At 63.3% G+C, this 14,300-nt stretch carries 14 protein-coding genes and 1 other annotated feature; of the genes, 6 read left to right on the top strand and 8 right to left on the bottom strand.

The features are described from left to right. Position 1 precedes the first annotated feature (1 nt). The 6 genes from hisH to hisL all read right to left on the bottom strand — a co-directional run bounded on the left by hisH (position 2) and on the right by hisL (position 5,173). Positions 2-592, bottom strand: a complete 591-nt coding sequence (gene hisH / locus ACUXAC_RS11640) for an imidazole glycerol phosphate synthase subunit HisH (RefSeq protein ID WP_004938803.1) — start codon at positions 590-592, stop codon at positions 2-4. Beyond that, entirely contained in the window at positions 592-1,659 is a 1,068-nt protein-coding gene (hisB, locus tag ACUXAC_RS11635; protein WP_033637767.1) for a bifunctional histidinol-phosphatase/imidazoleglycerol-phosphate dehydratase HisB, read from the bottom strand. The genes hisH and hisB overlap by 1 nt, the downstream gene beginning before the upstream one ends. Continuing rightward, positions 1,656-2,744, bottom strand: coding sequence for a histidinol-phosphate transaminase (hisC, locus tag ACUXAC_RS11630; RefSeq protein WP_033646737.1), 1,089 nt, complete (start codon positions 2,742-2,744; stop codon positions 1,656-1,658). Before hisC ends, hisB begins: the two co-directional genes overlap by 4 nt. Then, positions 2,741-4,048, bottom strand: a complete 1,308-nt coding sequence (gene hisD / locus ACUXAC_RS11625) for a histidinol dehydrogenase (RefSeq protein ID WP_100396917.1) — start codon at positions 4,046-4,048, stop codon at positions 2,741-2,743. The genes hisC and hisD overlap by 4 nt, the downstream gene beginning before the upstream one ends. A 4-nt stretch (positions 4,049-4,052) precedes the next feature. Further along, a complete protein-coding gene (gene hisG / locus ACUXAC_RS11620; RefSeq protein ID WP_049202244.1) occupies positions 4,053-4,952 on the bottom strand; it encodes an ATP phosphoribosyltransferase in 900 nt (299 codons plus the stop codon). 71 nt (positions 4,953-5,023) lie between these two features. Then, positions 5,024-5,150 (bottom strand) — a sequence feature (His leader region). Continuing rightward, positions 5,126-5,173, bottom strand: a complete 48-nt coding sequence (hisL, locus tag ACUXAC_RS11615; protein ID WP_100396937.1) for a his operon leader peptide — start codon at positions 5,171-5,173, stop codon at positions 5,126-5,128. Its footprint overlaps the feature before it by 25 nt. A 229-nt stretch (positions 5,174-5,402) precedes the next feature. On the opposite strand from hisL, the gene ACUXAC_RS11610 reads away from it, so the two are divergent. Further along, positions 5,403-6,227, top strand: coding sequence for an SDR family oxidoreductase (locus tag ACUXAC_RS11610; RefSeq protein WP_015377257.1), 825 nt, complete (start codon positions 5,403-5,405; stop codon positions 6,225-6,227). A 15-nt stretch (positions 6,228-6,242) separates the two neighbouring features. Here the strand turns inward: ACUXAC_RS11610 and ACUXAC_RS11605 are convergent, their stop codons facing one another. Continuing rightward, positions 6,243-7,127 carry a LysR family transcriptional regulator gene (locus ACUXAC_RS11605; protein WP_084826523.1) on the bottom strand — a complete coding sequence of 295 codons (885 nt, stop codon included), beginning with the start codon at positions 7,125-7,127 and terminating at the stop codon, positions 6,243-6,245. Between the two features lie 137 nt (positions 7,128-7,264). On the opposite strand from ACUXAC_RS11605, the gene ACUXAC_RS11600 reads away from it, so the two are divergent. Beyond that, positions 7,265-8,455, top strand: coding sequence for an MFS transporter (locus ACUXAC_RS11600; RefSeq protein ID WP_100396918.1), 1,191 nt, complete (start codon positions 7,265-7,267; stop codon positions 8,453-8,455). On the opposite strand, the gene ACUXAC_RS11595 is transcribed toward ACUXAC_RS11600, so the two are convergent. Continuing rightward, positions 8,446-9,351, bottom strand: a complete 906-nt coding sequence (locus ACUXAC_RS11595; protein ID WP_060421547.1) for a LysR family transcriptional regulator — start codon at positions 9,349-9,351, stop codon at positions 8,446-8,448. The two genes, ACUXAC_RS11600 and ACUXAC_RS11595, sit on opposite strands and share 10 nt — an antisense overlap. A 248-nt stretch (positions 9,352-9,599) precedes the next feature. On the opposite strand from ACUXAC_RS11595, the gene speB reads away from it, so the two are divergent. The 4 genes from speB (at position 9,600) to ACUXAC_RS11575 (ending at position 14,263) form a co-directional block, all read left to right on the top strand. Continuing rightward, positions 9,600-10,532, top strand: a complete 933-nt coding sequence (speB, locus tag ACUXAC_RS11590; protein ID WP_033637774.1) for an agmatinase — start codon at positions 9,600-9,602, stop codon at positions 10,530-10,532. A gap of 77 nt (positions 10,533-10,609) precedes the next feature. Continuing rightward, entirely contained in the window at positions 10,610-11,995 is a 1,386-nt protein-coding gene (locus ACUXAC_RS11585) for a sodium:solute symporter (RefSeq protein ID WP_087762231.1), read from the top strand. A 31-nt stretch (positions 11,996-12,026) separates the two neighbouring features. Then, complete coding sequence (locus tag ACUXAC_RS11580; RefSeq protein ID WP_342121248.1) at positions 12,027-13,454, top strand: purine-cytosine permease family protein; 1,428 nt, start codon at positions 12,027-12,029, stop codon at positions 13,452-13,454. Beyond that, positions 13,451-14,263, top strand: a complete 813-nt coding sequence (locus ACUXAC_RS11575) for a nitrilase-related carbon-nitrogen hydrolase (RefSeq protein WP_060440325.1) — start codon at positions 13,451-13,453, stop codon at positions 14,261-14,263. The genes ACUXAC_RS11580 and ACUXAC_RS11575 overlap by 4 nt, the downstream gene beginning before the upstream one ends. Positions 14,264-14,300 lie beyond the last annotated feature (37 nt).

Genomic DNA, 14,300 nt, shown 5'->3' with positions numbered 1-14,300 from the left:
CCTACATCTCCAGAAAGTTTTTCAACAGTTGCGCGCCGGCCGCTCCAGATCGTTCTGGATGAAACTGCACGCCGAAGAAGTTGTCTTTTTGCACGGCGGCGGTGAAGGGCTCGCCGTAGTTCGCCTGGGCGATGGTGCTGGGGCATATCGGCATCGCATAGCTGTGAACGAAATAGAAGTAGGCGCCGTCATCGATGCCGCGGAACAGATGGTGGCCCGCCTGCGCGGACACCTGGTTCCAGCCCATGTGCGGCAGCGGCAGGCCGAAGTCGGTCATCTGCTTGACCGGCGTATCGATGAGGCCGAGCGTGGTCACGCCGCCGTTCTCTTCGCTGCTGGCCGCCAGCAGCTGCATGCCGAGGCAGATGCCCAGCACCGGCTGCGTGCAGGCCCTGATCAGTTCGATCAGATCGCGCTCGCGCAGTTGATCCATCGCCGCCTGTGCGGTGCCGACGCCCGGCAGGAACAGCTTGTCGGCGCGCAGCACGATCTCCGGATCGCGGCTCACCTCCGGCTGATAGCCCAGGCGCCGCACCGCGTAGGTGACGGAGGCCAAGTTGGCGCAGCCGGTATCCAAAATCACCACGTTCATCACAGCACTCCTTTCGAGCTCGGCAGGGTATTGCCCTCGACGCGGATCGCCTGGCGCAGCGTGCGGCCAAACACTTTGAACAGGCTCTCGACCCGGTGGTGGTCGTTTTTGCCCTTGGTCTTCAGGTGCAGCGTGCAGCCCATGGTGTAAGAGAGCGAACGGAAGAAGTGCTCGACCATTTCGGTGCTGAGATCGCCGACGCGCTGATAGTTGAACTCGGCCTTGTACTCCAGGTGCGGGCGGCCGGAGATATCCAGCGCGCAGCGCGCCAGGCATTCGTCCATCGGCAACACGAAGCCGAAGCGGGCGATGCCGCGCTTGTCGCCGAGCGCCTTGTTCAGCGCTTCACCCAGCGCCAGGCCGGTGTCTTCCACCGTGTGGTGATCGTCGATATACAGATCGCCTTTGACGTCGATCTCCATGCGGAAGCCGCCGTGGGTGGCGATCTGATCCAGCATGTGATCGAAGAAGCCGACGCCGGTTTTGATCTTGCTGCCGCCTTCGCGATCCAGCCACACGTTGACGTCGATCTGCGTCTCTTTGGTCACGCGATTAACCCGCGCATGGCGATCGCGCAGCGTCAGCTGGCGCACGATCTCTTTCCAGCCCAGCACGCCGCGCTGGTAGCGCAGCCCCTGGATGCCCATGTTTTCTGCCAGCTGCACGTCGGTCGGTCGATCGCCGATCACGTAGCTGTGGGCGGCATTCAGCACGCCGGGTTCGAGGTAACCCTTCACCAGCGCGGTTTTCGGCTTGCGGCAGTCGCAGTTGTCCGCCGGCAGGTGCGGGCAGATCAGCACATCGGCGAACTGAATGCCCTGCGAGCTGAGGATCTGCATCATCAGGTTGTGCGGCGGGTCGAAGGTTTCCTGCGGGAAACTGGCGGTGCCGAGCCCATCCTGATTGGTGATCATCACCAGCTGATACCCCGCCTGTTGCAGCGCCAGCAGGGAAGGGATCACGTCCGGCTCGAGCGCCAGCTTGTCCAGGCGGTCAACCTGGAAATCTTCCGGTGGCTCGGCGATCAGCGTGCCGTCACGATCGATAAAGAGGATTTTTTGGCTCACATTGGCTCCTGGCGAGTCTGGTTGGCACCGGGCAGGGCGGACAAGGCGTCCACCACGCGTTGACATTCGTCGCGGGTGCCTATGGTGATGCGCAGGCAGCCGGACAACCCGGGCTGTTTGTTTTGGTCTCGTAAGATAATGCCCTGATCCCACAAGCTTTTAAACACATTACTTGAGGCGGTGAAGCGGGCCAGCAGGTAATTGCTGTCGCTGGCGAAAACCTGCTCGACGCAGGCGCATTTTTCCAACTGTTGCTGCAGCCAGCTGCGGGTGGCGGCAATGTCGGTGACGCGCTGGCGCATGGTGCGGATACCTTCTTCGCTCAGCGCCTGCGCGGCGATATCCGCCACCGGCGTCGAAAGCGGGTAAGGCGCGATCACTTTCAGCAGCAGGGCGATCAGATCTTCGTTCGCGAGCGTAAAGCCGCAGCGCAGGCCGGCCAGCGCAAAGGCCTTCGACAGCGTGCGCAGGATAGCCAGGTGCGGATAGTCGCTCAGCCACCCGGCCACCGAGGCCTGCGGGCAAAACTCGATATAGGCTTCGTCCACCGCGACGATCGCCTTGCCTTTGGCCAGCTCCAGCAGGTTGCGCAGAGAGTCCGGATCGATCAGGTTGCCGGTCGGGTTGTTCGGGCTGCAGACGTAGATCAGCTTCACGTTGTCCATGCTGTCTGCGATGGCCGGCAGATCCAGCTGCCAGTCTTCTTTGGCGGCTACGGTGCGGCGCTCCACGCCGAAGGTTTCGGCGCTGACGGCGTACATGCCGTAGGTCGGCGGGCAGAACAAGATGGCGTCTTTACCCGGCTCGCAGAAGGCGCGGATCAGCAGCTCGATGCCTTCATCGGCGCCGCGGCTGACCAGCACCTGCTCTTTCTTCACCCCGGCGTAGGCGGCGTAGCGTTCGATCACCAACGCCGGCTGGCACTCCGGATAGCGGTTGAAGGTTTGCGCGGTCAGCTGGAACTCGGGCGCGATCGGGTATTCGTTGGCATTGAGCCACACGTCGCCCTTACCGCCGAGGCGACGCGCCGATTGATAAGGGGTCAGCTCGCGAACGTTGGCGCGCGCCAGTTTTTCGATGCTCATGCTTGCTCCTTCAGGGCGGCGACGCGCAGGGTCACGGCGTTCTTGTGGGCGATCAGCTGCTCGGCGGCAGCCAGCGTCTCGATGGTGGCGGCCAGGTTGCTGAAGCCCTGCGGCGTCAGCTCCTGCACCGTCATGCGTTTTTGAAAATCGGCCAGCCCCAGGCTGGAGCAGGTGGCGGTGTAGCCGTAGGTCGGCAGCACGTGGTTGGTGCCGGAGGCGTAATCGCCGGCGGACTCCGGCGACCAGTCGCCGAGGAACACCGAGCCGGCGCTGGTGATGCCGTCTACCAGCTCGCGCGCATTGCGGGTCTGAATGATCAGGTGCTCCGGGCCGTAGCGGTTGCTGATGGCCACGCACTCAGGCAGATCGCGCGCTACGATCAGGCGGCTGCTCGCCAGCGCCTGGCGGGCGGTCTCGGCGCGCGGCAGCTCGGCCAGCTGGTTTTCCACCGCTTCGGCCACTGCCTGCGCCATTGCCGCGTCCGGCGTCAGCAGGATCACCTGCGAATCCGGGCCGTGTTCGGCCTGCGACAGCAGATCGGAAGCGACAAACGCCGGGGTGGCGCCGGCGTCGGCGATCACCAGCACCTCCGAAGGCCCGGCCGGCATGTCGATGGCGGCGCCGTCGAGACGCTGGCTGACCTGCCGCTTGGCTTCGGTCACGAAGGCGTTGCCCGGCCCGAAGATTTTCGCCACGCGCGGTACGCTTTCGGTGCCGAATGCCAGGGCGGCGATCGCCTGTGCGCCTCCGACCTGAAACACTTCCTGCACGCCGCACAGCTGTGCCGCATACAGGATCTCATCGGCGATCGGCGGCGGCGAGCACAGCACCACCCGGCGGCAACCGGCGATGCGCGCCGGCGTCGCCAGCATCAGCACGGTGGAGAACAGCGGCGCCGATCCACCGGGAATATACAGGCCCACCGAGTCGATTGGGCGGGTCACCTGCTGGCAGCGCACGCCCGGCTGCGTTTCGACGTCCACCGGCGGCAGGCGCTGCGCGTTGTGGAAGGTGTCCACGTTGGCGACGGCCACCGCCATCGCCTGTTTGATGTCATCGCCCAGTCGGGCGCAGGCGGCGGCGATCTGCTCGGCGCTGACGCGCAGCGCGGCGACGTCCGCCTTGTCGAAACGGGCGCTGTAGTCGCGCAGCGCCCGATCGCCGTTGGCCTTCACGTTGTCGAGGATCTCGCTCACCGTGCGGGTGATGCTGTCGGAAGCGGCGATTGCCGGGCGCATCAGCAGCTCGGCCTGGCGTTCGGCGCTGCACGTTGCCCAATCGATCGGCGTGTTGAAGGTCGACATGGCGTTACTCCATCATCTTTTCAATCGGCAGCACCAGAATCGAGCTGGCGCCGAGCGCTTTCAGTTTTTCCATGGTTTCCCAGAACAGGGTTTCGCTGCTCACCATGTGCATCGCCACGCGGTTCTGCGCGCCGGCCAGCGGCAGAATGGTCGGGCGCTCGGCGCCCGGCAGCAGCGCGACGATCTCGTCCAGCTTCTCGCTCGGCGCGTGCAGCATGATGTATTTGGATTCGCGCGCCTGGATCACGCCCTGAATGCGGGTCATCAGGCGGTCGATCAGCTGCTGCTTGGCTTCCGGCATTTCGCCGTCGCGCTGAATCAGGCAGGCCTTGGAGCGGTAGATCACTTCCACTTCGCGCAGGCCGTTGGCCTCCAGCGTGGCGCCGGTAGAGACCAGATCGCAGATGGCGTCGGCCAGGCCGGCGCGCGGCGCCACTTCCACCGAGCCGTTCAGCAGGCAAGATTTAAAGCGCACGCCCTGCTTGTCGAGGTATTGCTTCAGCAGGTGCGGGTAAGAGGTGGCGATGCGGGCGTCCTGCAGGTTTTGCGGGCCGGTATATTCGGCGTCGAGCGGGGTGGCCAGCGACAGGCGGCAGCCGCCGAAATCGAGGCGGCGCAGGGTGAAGTAGCGCGGGTCTTCGCCCTGAGCGCGGCGGCTGAGCAGCTCTTCTTCCAGCACGTTTTCGCCGATGATGCCCAGATCGACCACGCCGTCCATCACCAGGCCCGGAATGTCGTCGTCGCGCACGCGCAGGATATCGATCGGCATGTTTTCCGCGAAGGCGATCAGGCGCTGTTGCTGCAGGTTGATCTTGATGCCGCAGCGCGCCAGCAGCTCCTGGGATTCATCGCTCAGGCGGCCCGACTTCTGCATTGCGATCCGTAAACGTGTCTTGTCCAGCATGGTAACCTCTGTTTAATCTGTAATTTTATGAATTTATTGTAAAAACTATTCTTTTCTGTCTGTCCGGAGCCAAAAAAAAACCCTCGGAAGAAATCTTCCGAGGGCTCTCTCTTGCGTTCTGCGCGCCACTGGAAGATTAACAAACCGTCTTCCAGCACTCATCGCCTGAAAGACTAGTCAGGGTGATGGTGATGATGGTGGTTGAACTGAACGCGTGTCATGGTGTTTTTCTCTAATCAAAAGCCGGTAAAAACCGTATGCCAATTAAGCTAAACTATCCGCTGTCCACCGCGCAACCCTTTTTTAACGTCATAAATTTAATTTATTGAAACAGGTTAGGTTATTAGCCACAGACGGCTTTACCTAACCTTAAGCCGGGCAGATTGTATCGCCGTGCACAGTGGCGTAGCCTTAGGGGTAGGGCGCTGCGATCTTCAGGAGAGGAAGAGGATGAAAAAGGTAGCCATTATTGGTTTGGGTTGGCTGGGCATGCCGTTGGCGCTGTCGCTGATGGGGCGCGGGTATGATGTGGTCGGCAGCAAAACCACGCCGGACGGCGTCGAGGCCGCGCGCATGAGCGGCATCGAATGCTATCAACTGGAGCTGACGCCGGAGCTGGTGTGCGATCCGGACGATCTGGAATCGCTGCTGCGCGTGGATGCGCTGGTGGTGACGCTGCCCGCTCGCCGCACCGTCGAAGGCAGCGAGAACTATTTCAATGCGGTGCGTATGCTGGTGGACAGCGCGATGGCCTTCGGCGTGCCGCGGGTGATCTTTACCAGTTCCACCTCGGTGTACGGCGAAACCGCCGGCACGCTGCGCGAAGAGTCGCCGCTGCGGCCGGTCTCGCCGTCGGGCCGGGTGCTGGCCGAGCTGGAGCGCTGGCTGCATGAATTGCCGAACACCTCGGTGGACATTCTGCGGCTGGCGGGGCTGGTGGGCGCCGATCGTCACCCCGGTCGCTTCCTGGCGGGCAAGCTCGATGTGAAGGGCGGTTCGCAGGGGGTGAATCTGGTGCACCAGGACGACGTCATCGCCGCCATCCAGCTGTTGCTGAAGCTGCCGAAGGGCGGTCACGTGTACAACCTGTGCGCGCCGCGTCATCCGGCCAAACGCGAATTTTATCCGGCGCTGGCCGAGCAGCTGCACCTGGAGCCGCCGCAGTTCGCCGACGAAGCGGAGCAGGATGAGCGGCTGGTGGACGGCAACCGCATCTGCAACGAGCTGGGTTTTGAGTACCAGTATCCCGATCCGGCGCGCATGCCGGTCAGTTAAGGCAGCATGCGTCGTTTAAAGCGGGAAAAGGTGGCTCGTCACAAAGTCGACGAACAGCCTGATTTTGACTGACAGGTGGCGGCCCGACGGCCAGAGGACATGAAAAACCATGTTCTCGCGGTCGTATTCATCCAGAACCGTCACCAGGCTGCCCTGTTCCAGCTGTCTGCGCACGGCGATCTCCGGCAAATAAGCGATGCCGAGCCCTTGCTCCGCGAAGCACACCTGCGGATCGAGGGTATTTGTCACCATGCTGGCCGGCCGTTCGGGGATCATCTCCGTCTTGTCCCCCAGCGGCCAGACATCCAGTTTGCCGGTGCTGGGAAAGCGATAATGCAAACGGGCATGGCTTGTCAGATCCTCGGGCTTGCTCGGCATACCCGCTTGGCTGAAATAGCTTGGCGCGCCAACGAAAACCTTGCGGCAGGTCCCCAACCGACGGGCAACCAGCCGTGAATCGCTCGGGGTGCCGCTGCGGATAACGGCATCGAAACCTTCCTCAATCACGTCAACCAACCGATCCGAATAATCAATATCCAGCTCGATCTCAGGATAGCGGCGCTTGAAGTCCCCCAGTTTTGGCATGAAAAGCGTGCCCAGCGACGGGAGACTGATGCGCAGCTTACCCTGGGGCGTTCCTCGCGTTTGCAACAGTTCGGCTTCCGCGTCTTTCACCTCGCTCAAAATGCGCCGGCACCTTTCCAGGAACAAGGCGCCTTCCGGCGTCAGGTTGACCGTGCGGGTGGAGCGGTGAAACAACCGCACGCTGAGCCGTTCCTCCAGCCGGGCGATGGTTTTGCTGACCGCCGACGCGGAGATCCCCAGCTGTTGCCCGGCCGCCGTGAAACTGCGGCTTTCACTGACCCGCACGAAAACGTCGAGAGAACCCAAGCTTTCCATAGGCTTCCATTCTATTGATGACCTTTACGTCATGAGTGTTATTCACTTTAGCCTGTTTTTCTTTTATCGGCGAGTGGGCAGCATGATGCAAACGTCATCCGCAATGGGCGGAAACATCTTTGAATGGGGAGTGATTGATGAATCAAACGACGATACCTGCGCCTGCCGCGAGAAGCGATCGGTTGCCGCTGGGGGGCCTGCTGGCGTTGGCGATGGCCGCTTTCATCACGCTGCTGACCGAGATCATGCCGGCGGGCGTGCTTTCTTCGATTGCGGGCGATTTGAGCGTGTCTGAAAGCCTGGCGGGGCAATTCATCACCGCCTATGCGGTGGGGGCGTTGGTCGCCGCCATTCCGCTCACCGCATTGACGCAGGGCATGCGGCGCCGCCCCTTGCTCTTGAGTGCGATCGGCGGCTTTGCCATCGTCAACCTCGTCACGGCGCTGTCGCATGATTACCACGTCTCATTGGCGACGCGTTTCTTCGCCGGCGTTTTCGGCGGCATCGTTTGGTCCTTGCTGGCCGGTTACGCCGTGCGCATGTCACCGGCCCATCTTGGCGGCCGCGCTATTGCGATCTCCGGCGCCGGCGCCACCCTGGCGCTGGTGCTTGGCGTACCGCTCGGCACGTTGCTTGGCCGAGCCATCGGCTGGCAAGGCGCCTTTGGCCTGATGACGTTGATGGCGGTGATGCTCGTGGTGTGGATCATCGCCATCGTGCCGGATTTCCCCGGCCAGGCTAAGGCGCATCGCCCGTCTCTGAGCGGCGTATTCTTGCAATGCGGGATCCGCGCCGTGCTGTTCGTGGTGTTCACCTTCATCGTTGCCCACAACATTCTGTATATCTACCTGGAGCCTTTCCTCAAGCCGTCGGGGTTATCCGAGCGGGTCGATATCGTGCTGTTTATCTTCGGGCTGGGCGCGATTGCCGGATTGGGCGTCGCCGGGATGCTGGTCGATCGACGAGTCCAATCTCTCACGGTAATGAGCATCGTCACCTTTGCCCTCGCCGCCGTGCTGCTGGGGAGTGGGGGACGGATAGCCCCGATGGTTTATCTCGCGGTCGCATTGTGGGGCGTGGCTTTCGGCGGTTTCGCCACCCTCACGCAGACGGCATTGTCACGCCTTTCCGGCCGCGCGGCCGATATGGCGCAGTCCATGTATACGACGGGCTGGAATACCGCCGTGGCCGCCGGTGGCGCGATCGGCGGCATGCTGCTCGACAAGGGCGGAGCGGCCTCTTTTGCCTGGGCCATCATCGGGCTCCTCATCCTGTCTTTAACCGGCACGCTGTTTGCCATGAATCGGGCGCTGGCCTCTCAGCGATGAGGCGATTGGCGTGCGGCGCGCGCCAAATCCTCCAGCAGCGCGTTCAACGCCTCGTCGGGCTGGACAGGGCGGCTGACCAGGCTGAGCGTGGCGCGGTAAGAGAGCGCCGCGCCGCCCAGCTGCCGCAGCAGCCCCTGTTCCACCCAGCGCGCCGCGTAGTGGGTGGGCAGGTAGCCGAGACAGGAACCGCTCAGTACCAGATGGGCGACGCTTTCCATATGGTGGGCCACCGCAGCCAGGTGAGGCGGCGCGATCGGGCACAGCTGCTGCGCCAGCAGGTAGCCGCGCTTGACCCAACGCGCGTTTTCAATCTGCTCGCGCTCCGGTTCTTCCACCGCGAACAGCGGGTGATCCGCGCTGCAGTAGATCGCCTGCGTCTCCTCCAGCCATGACTGATAACGCAACGCCTCCAACTGTTGGCCGAAGTAGCCGATGCCCAGATCGAGCTGCCGGTGCAGCAGCCCCTGCTCAATCTCGTTCGGTGAACAGATGCGGCACTGCAATTGCACGTCCTGGTGTCGGCGCTGGAAGTGTTTGATGGCCTGGCTGAACGGGTTGCCCGGCAGCGAAACCAGATTATCCACCAGACCGATCTGCAGATCGCCGGTCAGCAGGCCGTTCAGCGACTGGCTGACCCGGGTGAAGTCGCGGGCGGCGTTGAACAGCGAACGGCAGGCGATCAGCATGCGTTCGCCCTTGGGCGTCAGCCGGAAGCCTGAGCGGCCGCGTTGGCACAGGCGAAAACCCAGCCGGGTTTCCAGCGAGGCCAGGTGGGTGCTGATGGTGGATTGGTTCATCAGCAGCGTTTCCTGCGCGGCGCTGACGCCCTGGGCTTCTGCCACCGCGACGAACACCCGCAGCAGTTTCAGATCGATATCGCTTAGGTTGGTGAGCATTCCCCCTCCGCAGAACGTCGGCCGGTTAACCCATTTTTAACATCGAAGAAATAGGGGCGGCGCTGAAGATATGGCCTTCCTTATGGCATGAATTGGAAATAAAAATCAATACTTCAATAAGTTAGTTGCATCGCGTTTTTCGATGTTTACATGCAAAAGCGGGAATGGTAGCCGGGGTGGCCAACGGGGTAGTCTGCGAATGTTGCTCAAATGTTTCAATTCATCGCAGATCAAGACAAGGAAACGCCATGCTGAACCAACCCCAAAGCGGTAACGACATGCCGCGCTTTGCCGGTATTCCCACCATGATGCGCCTGCCCGCGGCCGACCAGGCGCACGGTCTGGATGCCGCCTTTGTCGGCATTCCGCTGGATATCGGCACCTCCAACCGCAGCGGCACCCGCTATGGCCCGCGCCAGATCCGCCAGGAGTCGGTGATGATCCGCCCTTACAACATGGGCACCGGCTCCGCCCCGTTCGAACGTCTGCAGGTGGCCGATCTGGGGGATGTCGCCATCAACCCTTACAGCCTGGCGGACAGCGTGCAGCGCATCGAGGCGGCTTACCACGAGATCCTGGCGCACGGCTGCATGCCGTTGACGCTCGGCGGCGACCACACGCTGACGCTGCCGGTGCTGCGCGCCGTCGCCCGTCGGCATGGCCCGGTCGGGCTGATCCACGTCGATGCGCATTCCGACACCAACGAGGAGATGTTCGGCGAACAGCTGGCGCACGGCACCACCTTCCGCCGCGCGTTCGAGGAGGGGCTGCTGGCGCCGGAAAAGGTGGTGCAGATTGGCCTGCGCGGCAGCGGCTATGCGGCGGACGACTTCGACTGGTCACGGCGCCAGGGCTTCCGCGTGGTGCCGGCCGAGGCCTGCTGGCACCGGTCGCTGACGCCGCTGATGGCGGAGATCCGCGAACAGATGGGCGATGCGCCGGTTTACCTCAGCTTCGATATCGACGGACTGGATCCGGCCTTCGCACCGGGCACCGGCACGCCGGAAGTCGGCGGGCTGTCGGTCTGGCAGGGGCTGGAGATCGTGCGCGGCTGCCACGGGCTGAACCTGGTGGGCGGCGACGTGGTGGAGGTGTCGCCACCTTACGATCGCTCCGGCAACACGGCGCTGCTGGCCGCCAACCTGCTGTTTGAAATGTTGTGCGTGCTGCCGGCCCGCTGAGGCCGGTGCGCTGACCCTACCGGCGGAGCGGTTGCGTCGGGGCCCCTGATAACAATAACAACGGAGTGGAGGTACCCATGAATCTCGATCTGCTGGTCGTGGTGTTTTACTTTCTGGTGATAGGCGCGGTGGGGTGGATGGGCATTCGCCGCGCCAATTCCAAAGAGGCGTATCTGGTCGCCGGGCGCAATCTGGGGCCGGGGCTGTATTTGGGCACGCTGTCGGCGGTGGTGCTCGGCGGCGCGTCGACCATCGGCAGCGTCAAACTCGGCTACACCTACGGCATCTCCGGCGTCTGGCTGTGCGGTGCGCTCGGGCTGGGCATCGTGGTGCTGAGCCTGGTGCTGGCCAAGCCGCTGCTCAAGTTGAAGCTGTATACCGTCAGCCAGGTGCTGTCGCGACGCTATCACCCGGCGGCGCGGGTCACCAGCGGCGCGATCATGCTGGCGTATGACCTGATGGTGGCGGTGACCTCGATCATCGCCATCGGCAGCGTGATGCAGGTGATGTTCGGCCTGTCGTTCAGCGCGTCTATCCTGCTCGGCGGCGGGCTGGTGGTGCTGTATTCGACGCTGGGGGGCATGTGGTCGCTGACGCTGACCGACATCATTCAGTTCATCATCATGACCGTCGGCATGATGCTGGTGCTGATGCCGATGAGTATCGTCAAGGCCGGCGGCTGGGAAGCCTTCACCAGCCTGCTGCCCGCCGGTTACTACCAACTGTCGTCGATCGGGTTGGACACCATTCTGGTGTTCTTCCTGATCTACTTCTTCGGCATTCTGATCGGCCAGGACATCTGGCAGCGGGTGTTTACCGCCCGCAGCGCCAACGTGGCGCGCTTCGCCGGGCTGGGGGCGGGCGTCTATTGCGTGCTGTACGGCGTGACCGGTGCGCTGATCGGCATGGCCGGCAAGATCGTGCTGCCGTCGCTCAGCAACACCGACGGCGCCTTTGCCGCCATCGCGCAGGCGGTGTTGCCGGTCGGCGTCAGCGGGCTGGTGGCCGCCGCGGCCCTGGCGGCGCTGATGTCCACCGCCAGCGCTTGTCTGCTGGCCTCTTCCACCATCGCGCTGGAGGACGTATTGCCGGCCATCCGGCGCAAACCTTCCGGCGGGTTGGCCGCCGGGCGCTTCACCACGCTTCTCATGGGTATGGCCATGCTGGGGCTGGCGTTTGTGGTACGCGACGTGCTGGCGGCGCTGACGCTGGCTTACAACCTGCTGGTGGGCGGCATGCTGATCCCGCTGGTGGGGGCGATCTTCTGGCCGCGCGCCACCAGCGCCGGGGCCATCGCCAGCATGCTGACCGGCAGCCTGTGCGTGGTGGGGCTGATGATCTGGCACGGCATCGACGCCAACAGCCCGATCTACGGCGGCCTGCTGGGCGGCGGCGTCGCCTTCGTGTTGGGCAGCCTGTTGAGCCGCCCGGCAGCGCAGCTGCAGCCGCAAACCGAGCGTTGAGACGAGGCTAATGATCGCGACGAGGTGGAACATGAACAATCGCAATGTGGCGTCACGCCCAAAAATTGAAGTGCGCTCGATAGACTATGTGCCCCGTCACGAGCGGCATGGCAAGGTTTGGCATCAGGCGCCGTTTTGGTTTACCGGTAATTTCGTTTTGACGACGATGGTGGTCGGTTTCACCGGCCCTGCGTTGGGGTTGGGCGCGCTTTATTCGATGCTGGCCATTGCCGCCGGCGTAGGGTTCGGCACGTTCTTCATGGCGTGTCATGCCAATCAGGGGCCGCGCATGGGGCTGCCGCAGATGATCCAGTCGCGGGCCCAATTCGGCCTGCGTGGCGCCATCGTTCCCTTTGCCGCCGTGGTGTTTGTTTACATCGGTTTTAACGTGTTCAACGTTATTCTCGCGACCGATGCGATCAACACGGTGTTGCCGGGGCACCGTCTGCCCTGGTATGCGTTGCTGATCACGGTGGCCGTGCTGTTGGCGATCGTCGGCCACGATATGCTGCATGCGGTGCAGCGCTGGCTGACCTATGTGATGATGGCGGTGTTCGGCGTGCTGACGATCGGCGCCGTGTTGTCGCTGCGGATGGATGCCGCCGTCGGCGCCGGGCATTTCTCGTGGGCGGCCTTTTTGATTCAGCTGTCGGCCGCCGCCGGCTATCAAATCAGCTATGCGGTGTACGTCTCCGACTATTCACGCTATTTGCCGCATGAAACGCCGTCTACCAACGTGATCTTTTGGACTTATCTGGGGGCGGCCGGATCGGCGCTTTGGCTGATGTCGCTGGGCGCATTTCTGGCCTCAGCCCTACCGGCCCCCGATGCGATCGGCAGCGTACAGGCGGTGGGTAATGCCGTTTACCCGGGATTTGGCACGCTGGCCGTGCTGATCGCCGTGCCCTCGCTGGTCGGCATCATGGCGGTCAATTGTTATGGCGCGATGCTGACCAGCCTCAGCGCGATTGACGCGTTCCGTAAAGTGACGCCGACGTTGAGATTACGCATGATCGGCATTGGCGTCGTCGCCCTGACGGTGTTTGCGGTGGCGTTGGCTATCCCGGCGAGCTATCTCGCCAGCTTCAATACCTTCGTGCTGCTGATGCTGTATTTCCTGGTGCCCTGGACGGCGGTGAATCTGATGGACTTTTACGTGGTGCGCGGCGGGCATTACGCGATCGGTGAAATCTTCAACCCGGCGGGGATCTACGGCCGCTGGGGGCGCTCCGGCCTGACGGCCTACGCGATCGGCCTGCTGGCGATGGTGCCGTTCATGACGTTGGGCTTTTACACCGGCCCCTTTGCTGTTTTACTGGGCGGTGCGGATATCGCTTTTCTGGTCGGCCTGCTGGTGGCCGGGAGCGTTTATGTCGTGATGTGCCGGAAGCTCGATCTTGAAGCCGAACGGCGGGTGGCGTTGTGCTGCGAGGGTTTATTGGAAGGAGAACGGGAGTGAAGGAAAAAATCAGCGTCGCATGCTGCCAGTTAGCGTTGCGGGTCGGGGAAGCGGAACACAATCGGGCGCTGTCCGCCCAGGCGATCCGCCGGGCGGCGCAGCGCGGCGCCAACGTCATCGTGCTGCCGGAGCTGGTGAACAGCGGCTACGTGCTGCGCGATAAGGCGGAGGCACGGGCGTTGGCCGAGGCCGAAGACGGGCCGAGCCTCAGCCTGTGGGGAGCCCTGGCGCGCGAGTTGGATGTGGCGATCGTCGCCGGTTTCTGCGAGCGCCTGCCCGATGGCGAGGTGGCCAACAGTGCGGCATTGATCGATGCGCAGGGGGTGAGGGCGATTTATCGCAAAGCGCACCTGTGGCACGAAGAGAGCACCATTTTTACCGCCGGCGATCGGCCGCCGCCGGTCATCGAGACCCGCTTCGGCCGGTTGGCGGTGATGATCTGTTACGATCTCGAATTCCCGGAGTGGGTGCGGCTGCCGGCGCTGGCCGGCGCTCAGCTGCTGTGCGCGCCGGTCAACTGGCCGCTGGCGCCGCGCCCGCAGGGCGAACGGCCGGCGGAGATGGTGAAGGCGCAGGCCAACGCCGCCGTCAATCGGCTGTTCATCGCGGTGTGCGATCGTTGCGAAACGGAGCGCGGCGTTGCGTGGATCGGCGGCTCGGCGATCGTCGACGCCGACGGTTACCCGTTGACGCAGAGCCTGGCGGGCGAAGGCATGGTGCTGGCATCGATGGATATCGGCGCGGCCGATGACAAGCGCATCGGCCGCCACAATCACGTGCATCGCGATCGGCGGCCGATGCTGTACTGAAGCGGCGGGGCGGGCTGCCCCGCAGAGGTTTTTTGCC

This window comes from Serratia sp. 121840015-1, from assembly GCF_053627655.1.
The sequence above is the reverse complement of the archived record's forward strand: the minus strand, read 5'-3'. Positions and strand labels throughout refer to the sequence as shown.

Bases quoted from the DNA above. Each gene is read 5' to 3' on its own strand.
- hisH (WP_004938803.1), bottom strand. From the start codon at position 592: ATGAACGTGGTGATTTTGGATACCGGCTGCGCCAACTTGGCCTCCGTC.
- hisC (WP_033646737.1), bottom strand. From the start codon at position 2,744: ATGAGCATCGAAAAACTGGCGCGCGCCAACGTTCGCGAGCTGACCCCT.
- hisD (WP_100396917.1), bottom strand. From the start codon at position 4,048: ATGTCGACCTTCAACACGCCGATCGATTGGGCAACGTGCAGCGCCGAA.
- hisG (WP_049202244.1), bottom strand. From the start codon at position 4,952: ATGCTGGACAAGACACGTTTACGGATCGCAATGCAGAAGTCGGGCCGC.
- ACUXAC_RS11610 (WP_015377257.1), top strand. From the start codon at position 5,403: ATGAAAAAGGTAGCCATTATTGGTTTGGGTTGGCTGGGCATGCCGTTG.
- ACUXAC_RS11605 (WP_084826523.1), bottom strand. From the start codon at position 7,127: ATGGAAAGCTTGGGTTCTCTCGACGTTTTCGTGCGGGTCAGTGAAAGC.
- ACUXAC_RS11600 (WP_100396918.1), top strand. From the start codon at position 7,265: ATGAATCAAACGACGATACCTGCGCCTGCCGCGAGAAGCGATCGGTTG.
- ACUXAC_RS11595 (WP_060421547.1), bottom strand. From the start codon at position 9,351: ATGCTCACCAACCTAAGCGATATCGATCTGAAACTGCTGCGGGTGTTC.
- speB (WP_033637774.1), top strand. From the start codon at position 9,600: ATGCTGAACCAACCCCAAAGCGGTAACGACATGCCGCGCTTTGCCGGT.
- ACUXAC_RS11585 (WP_087762231.1), top strand. From the start codon at position 10,610: ATGAATCTCGATCTGCTGGTCGTGGTGTTTTACTTTCTGGTGATAGGC.
- ACUXAC_RS11580 (WP_342121248.1), top strand. From the start codon at position 12,027: ATGAACAATCGCAATGTGGCGTCACGCCCAAAAATTGAAGTGCGCTCG.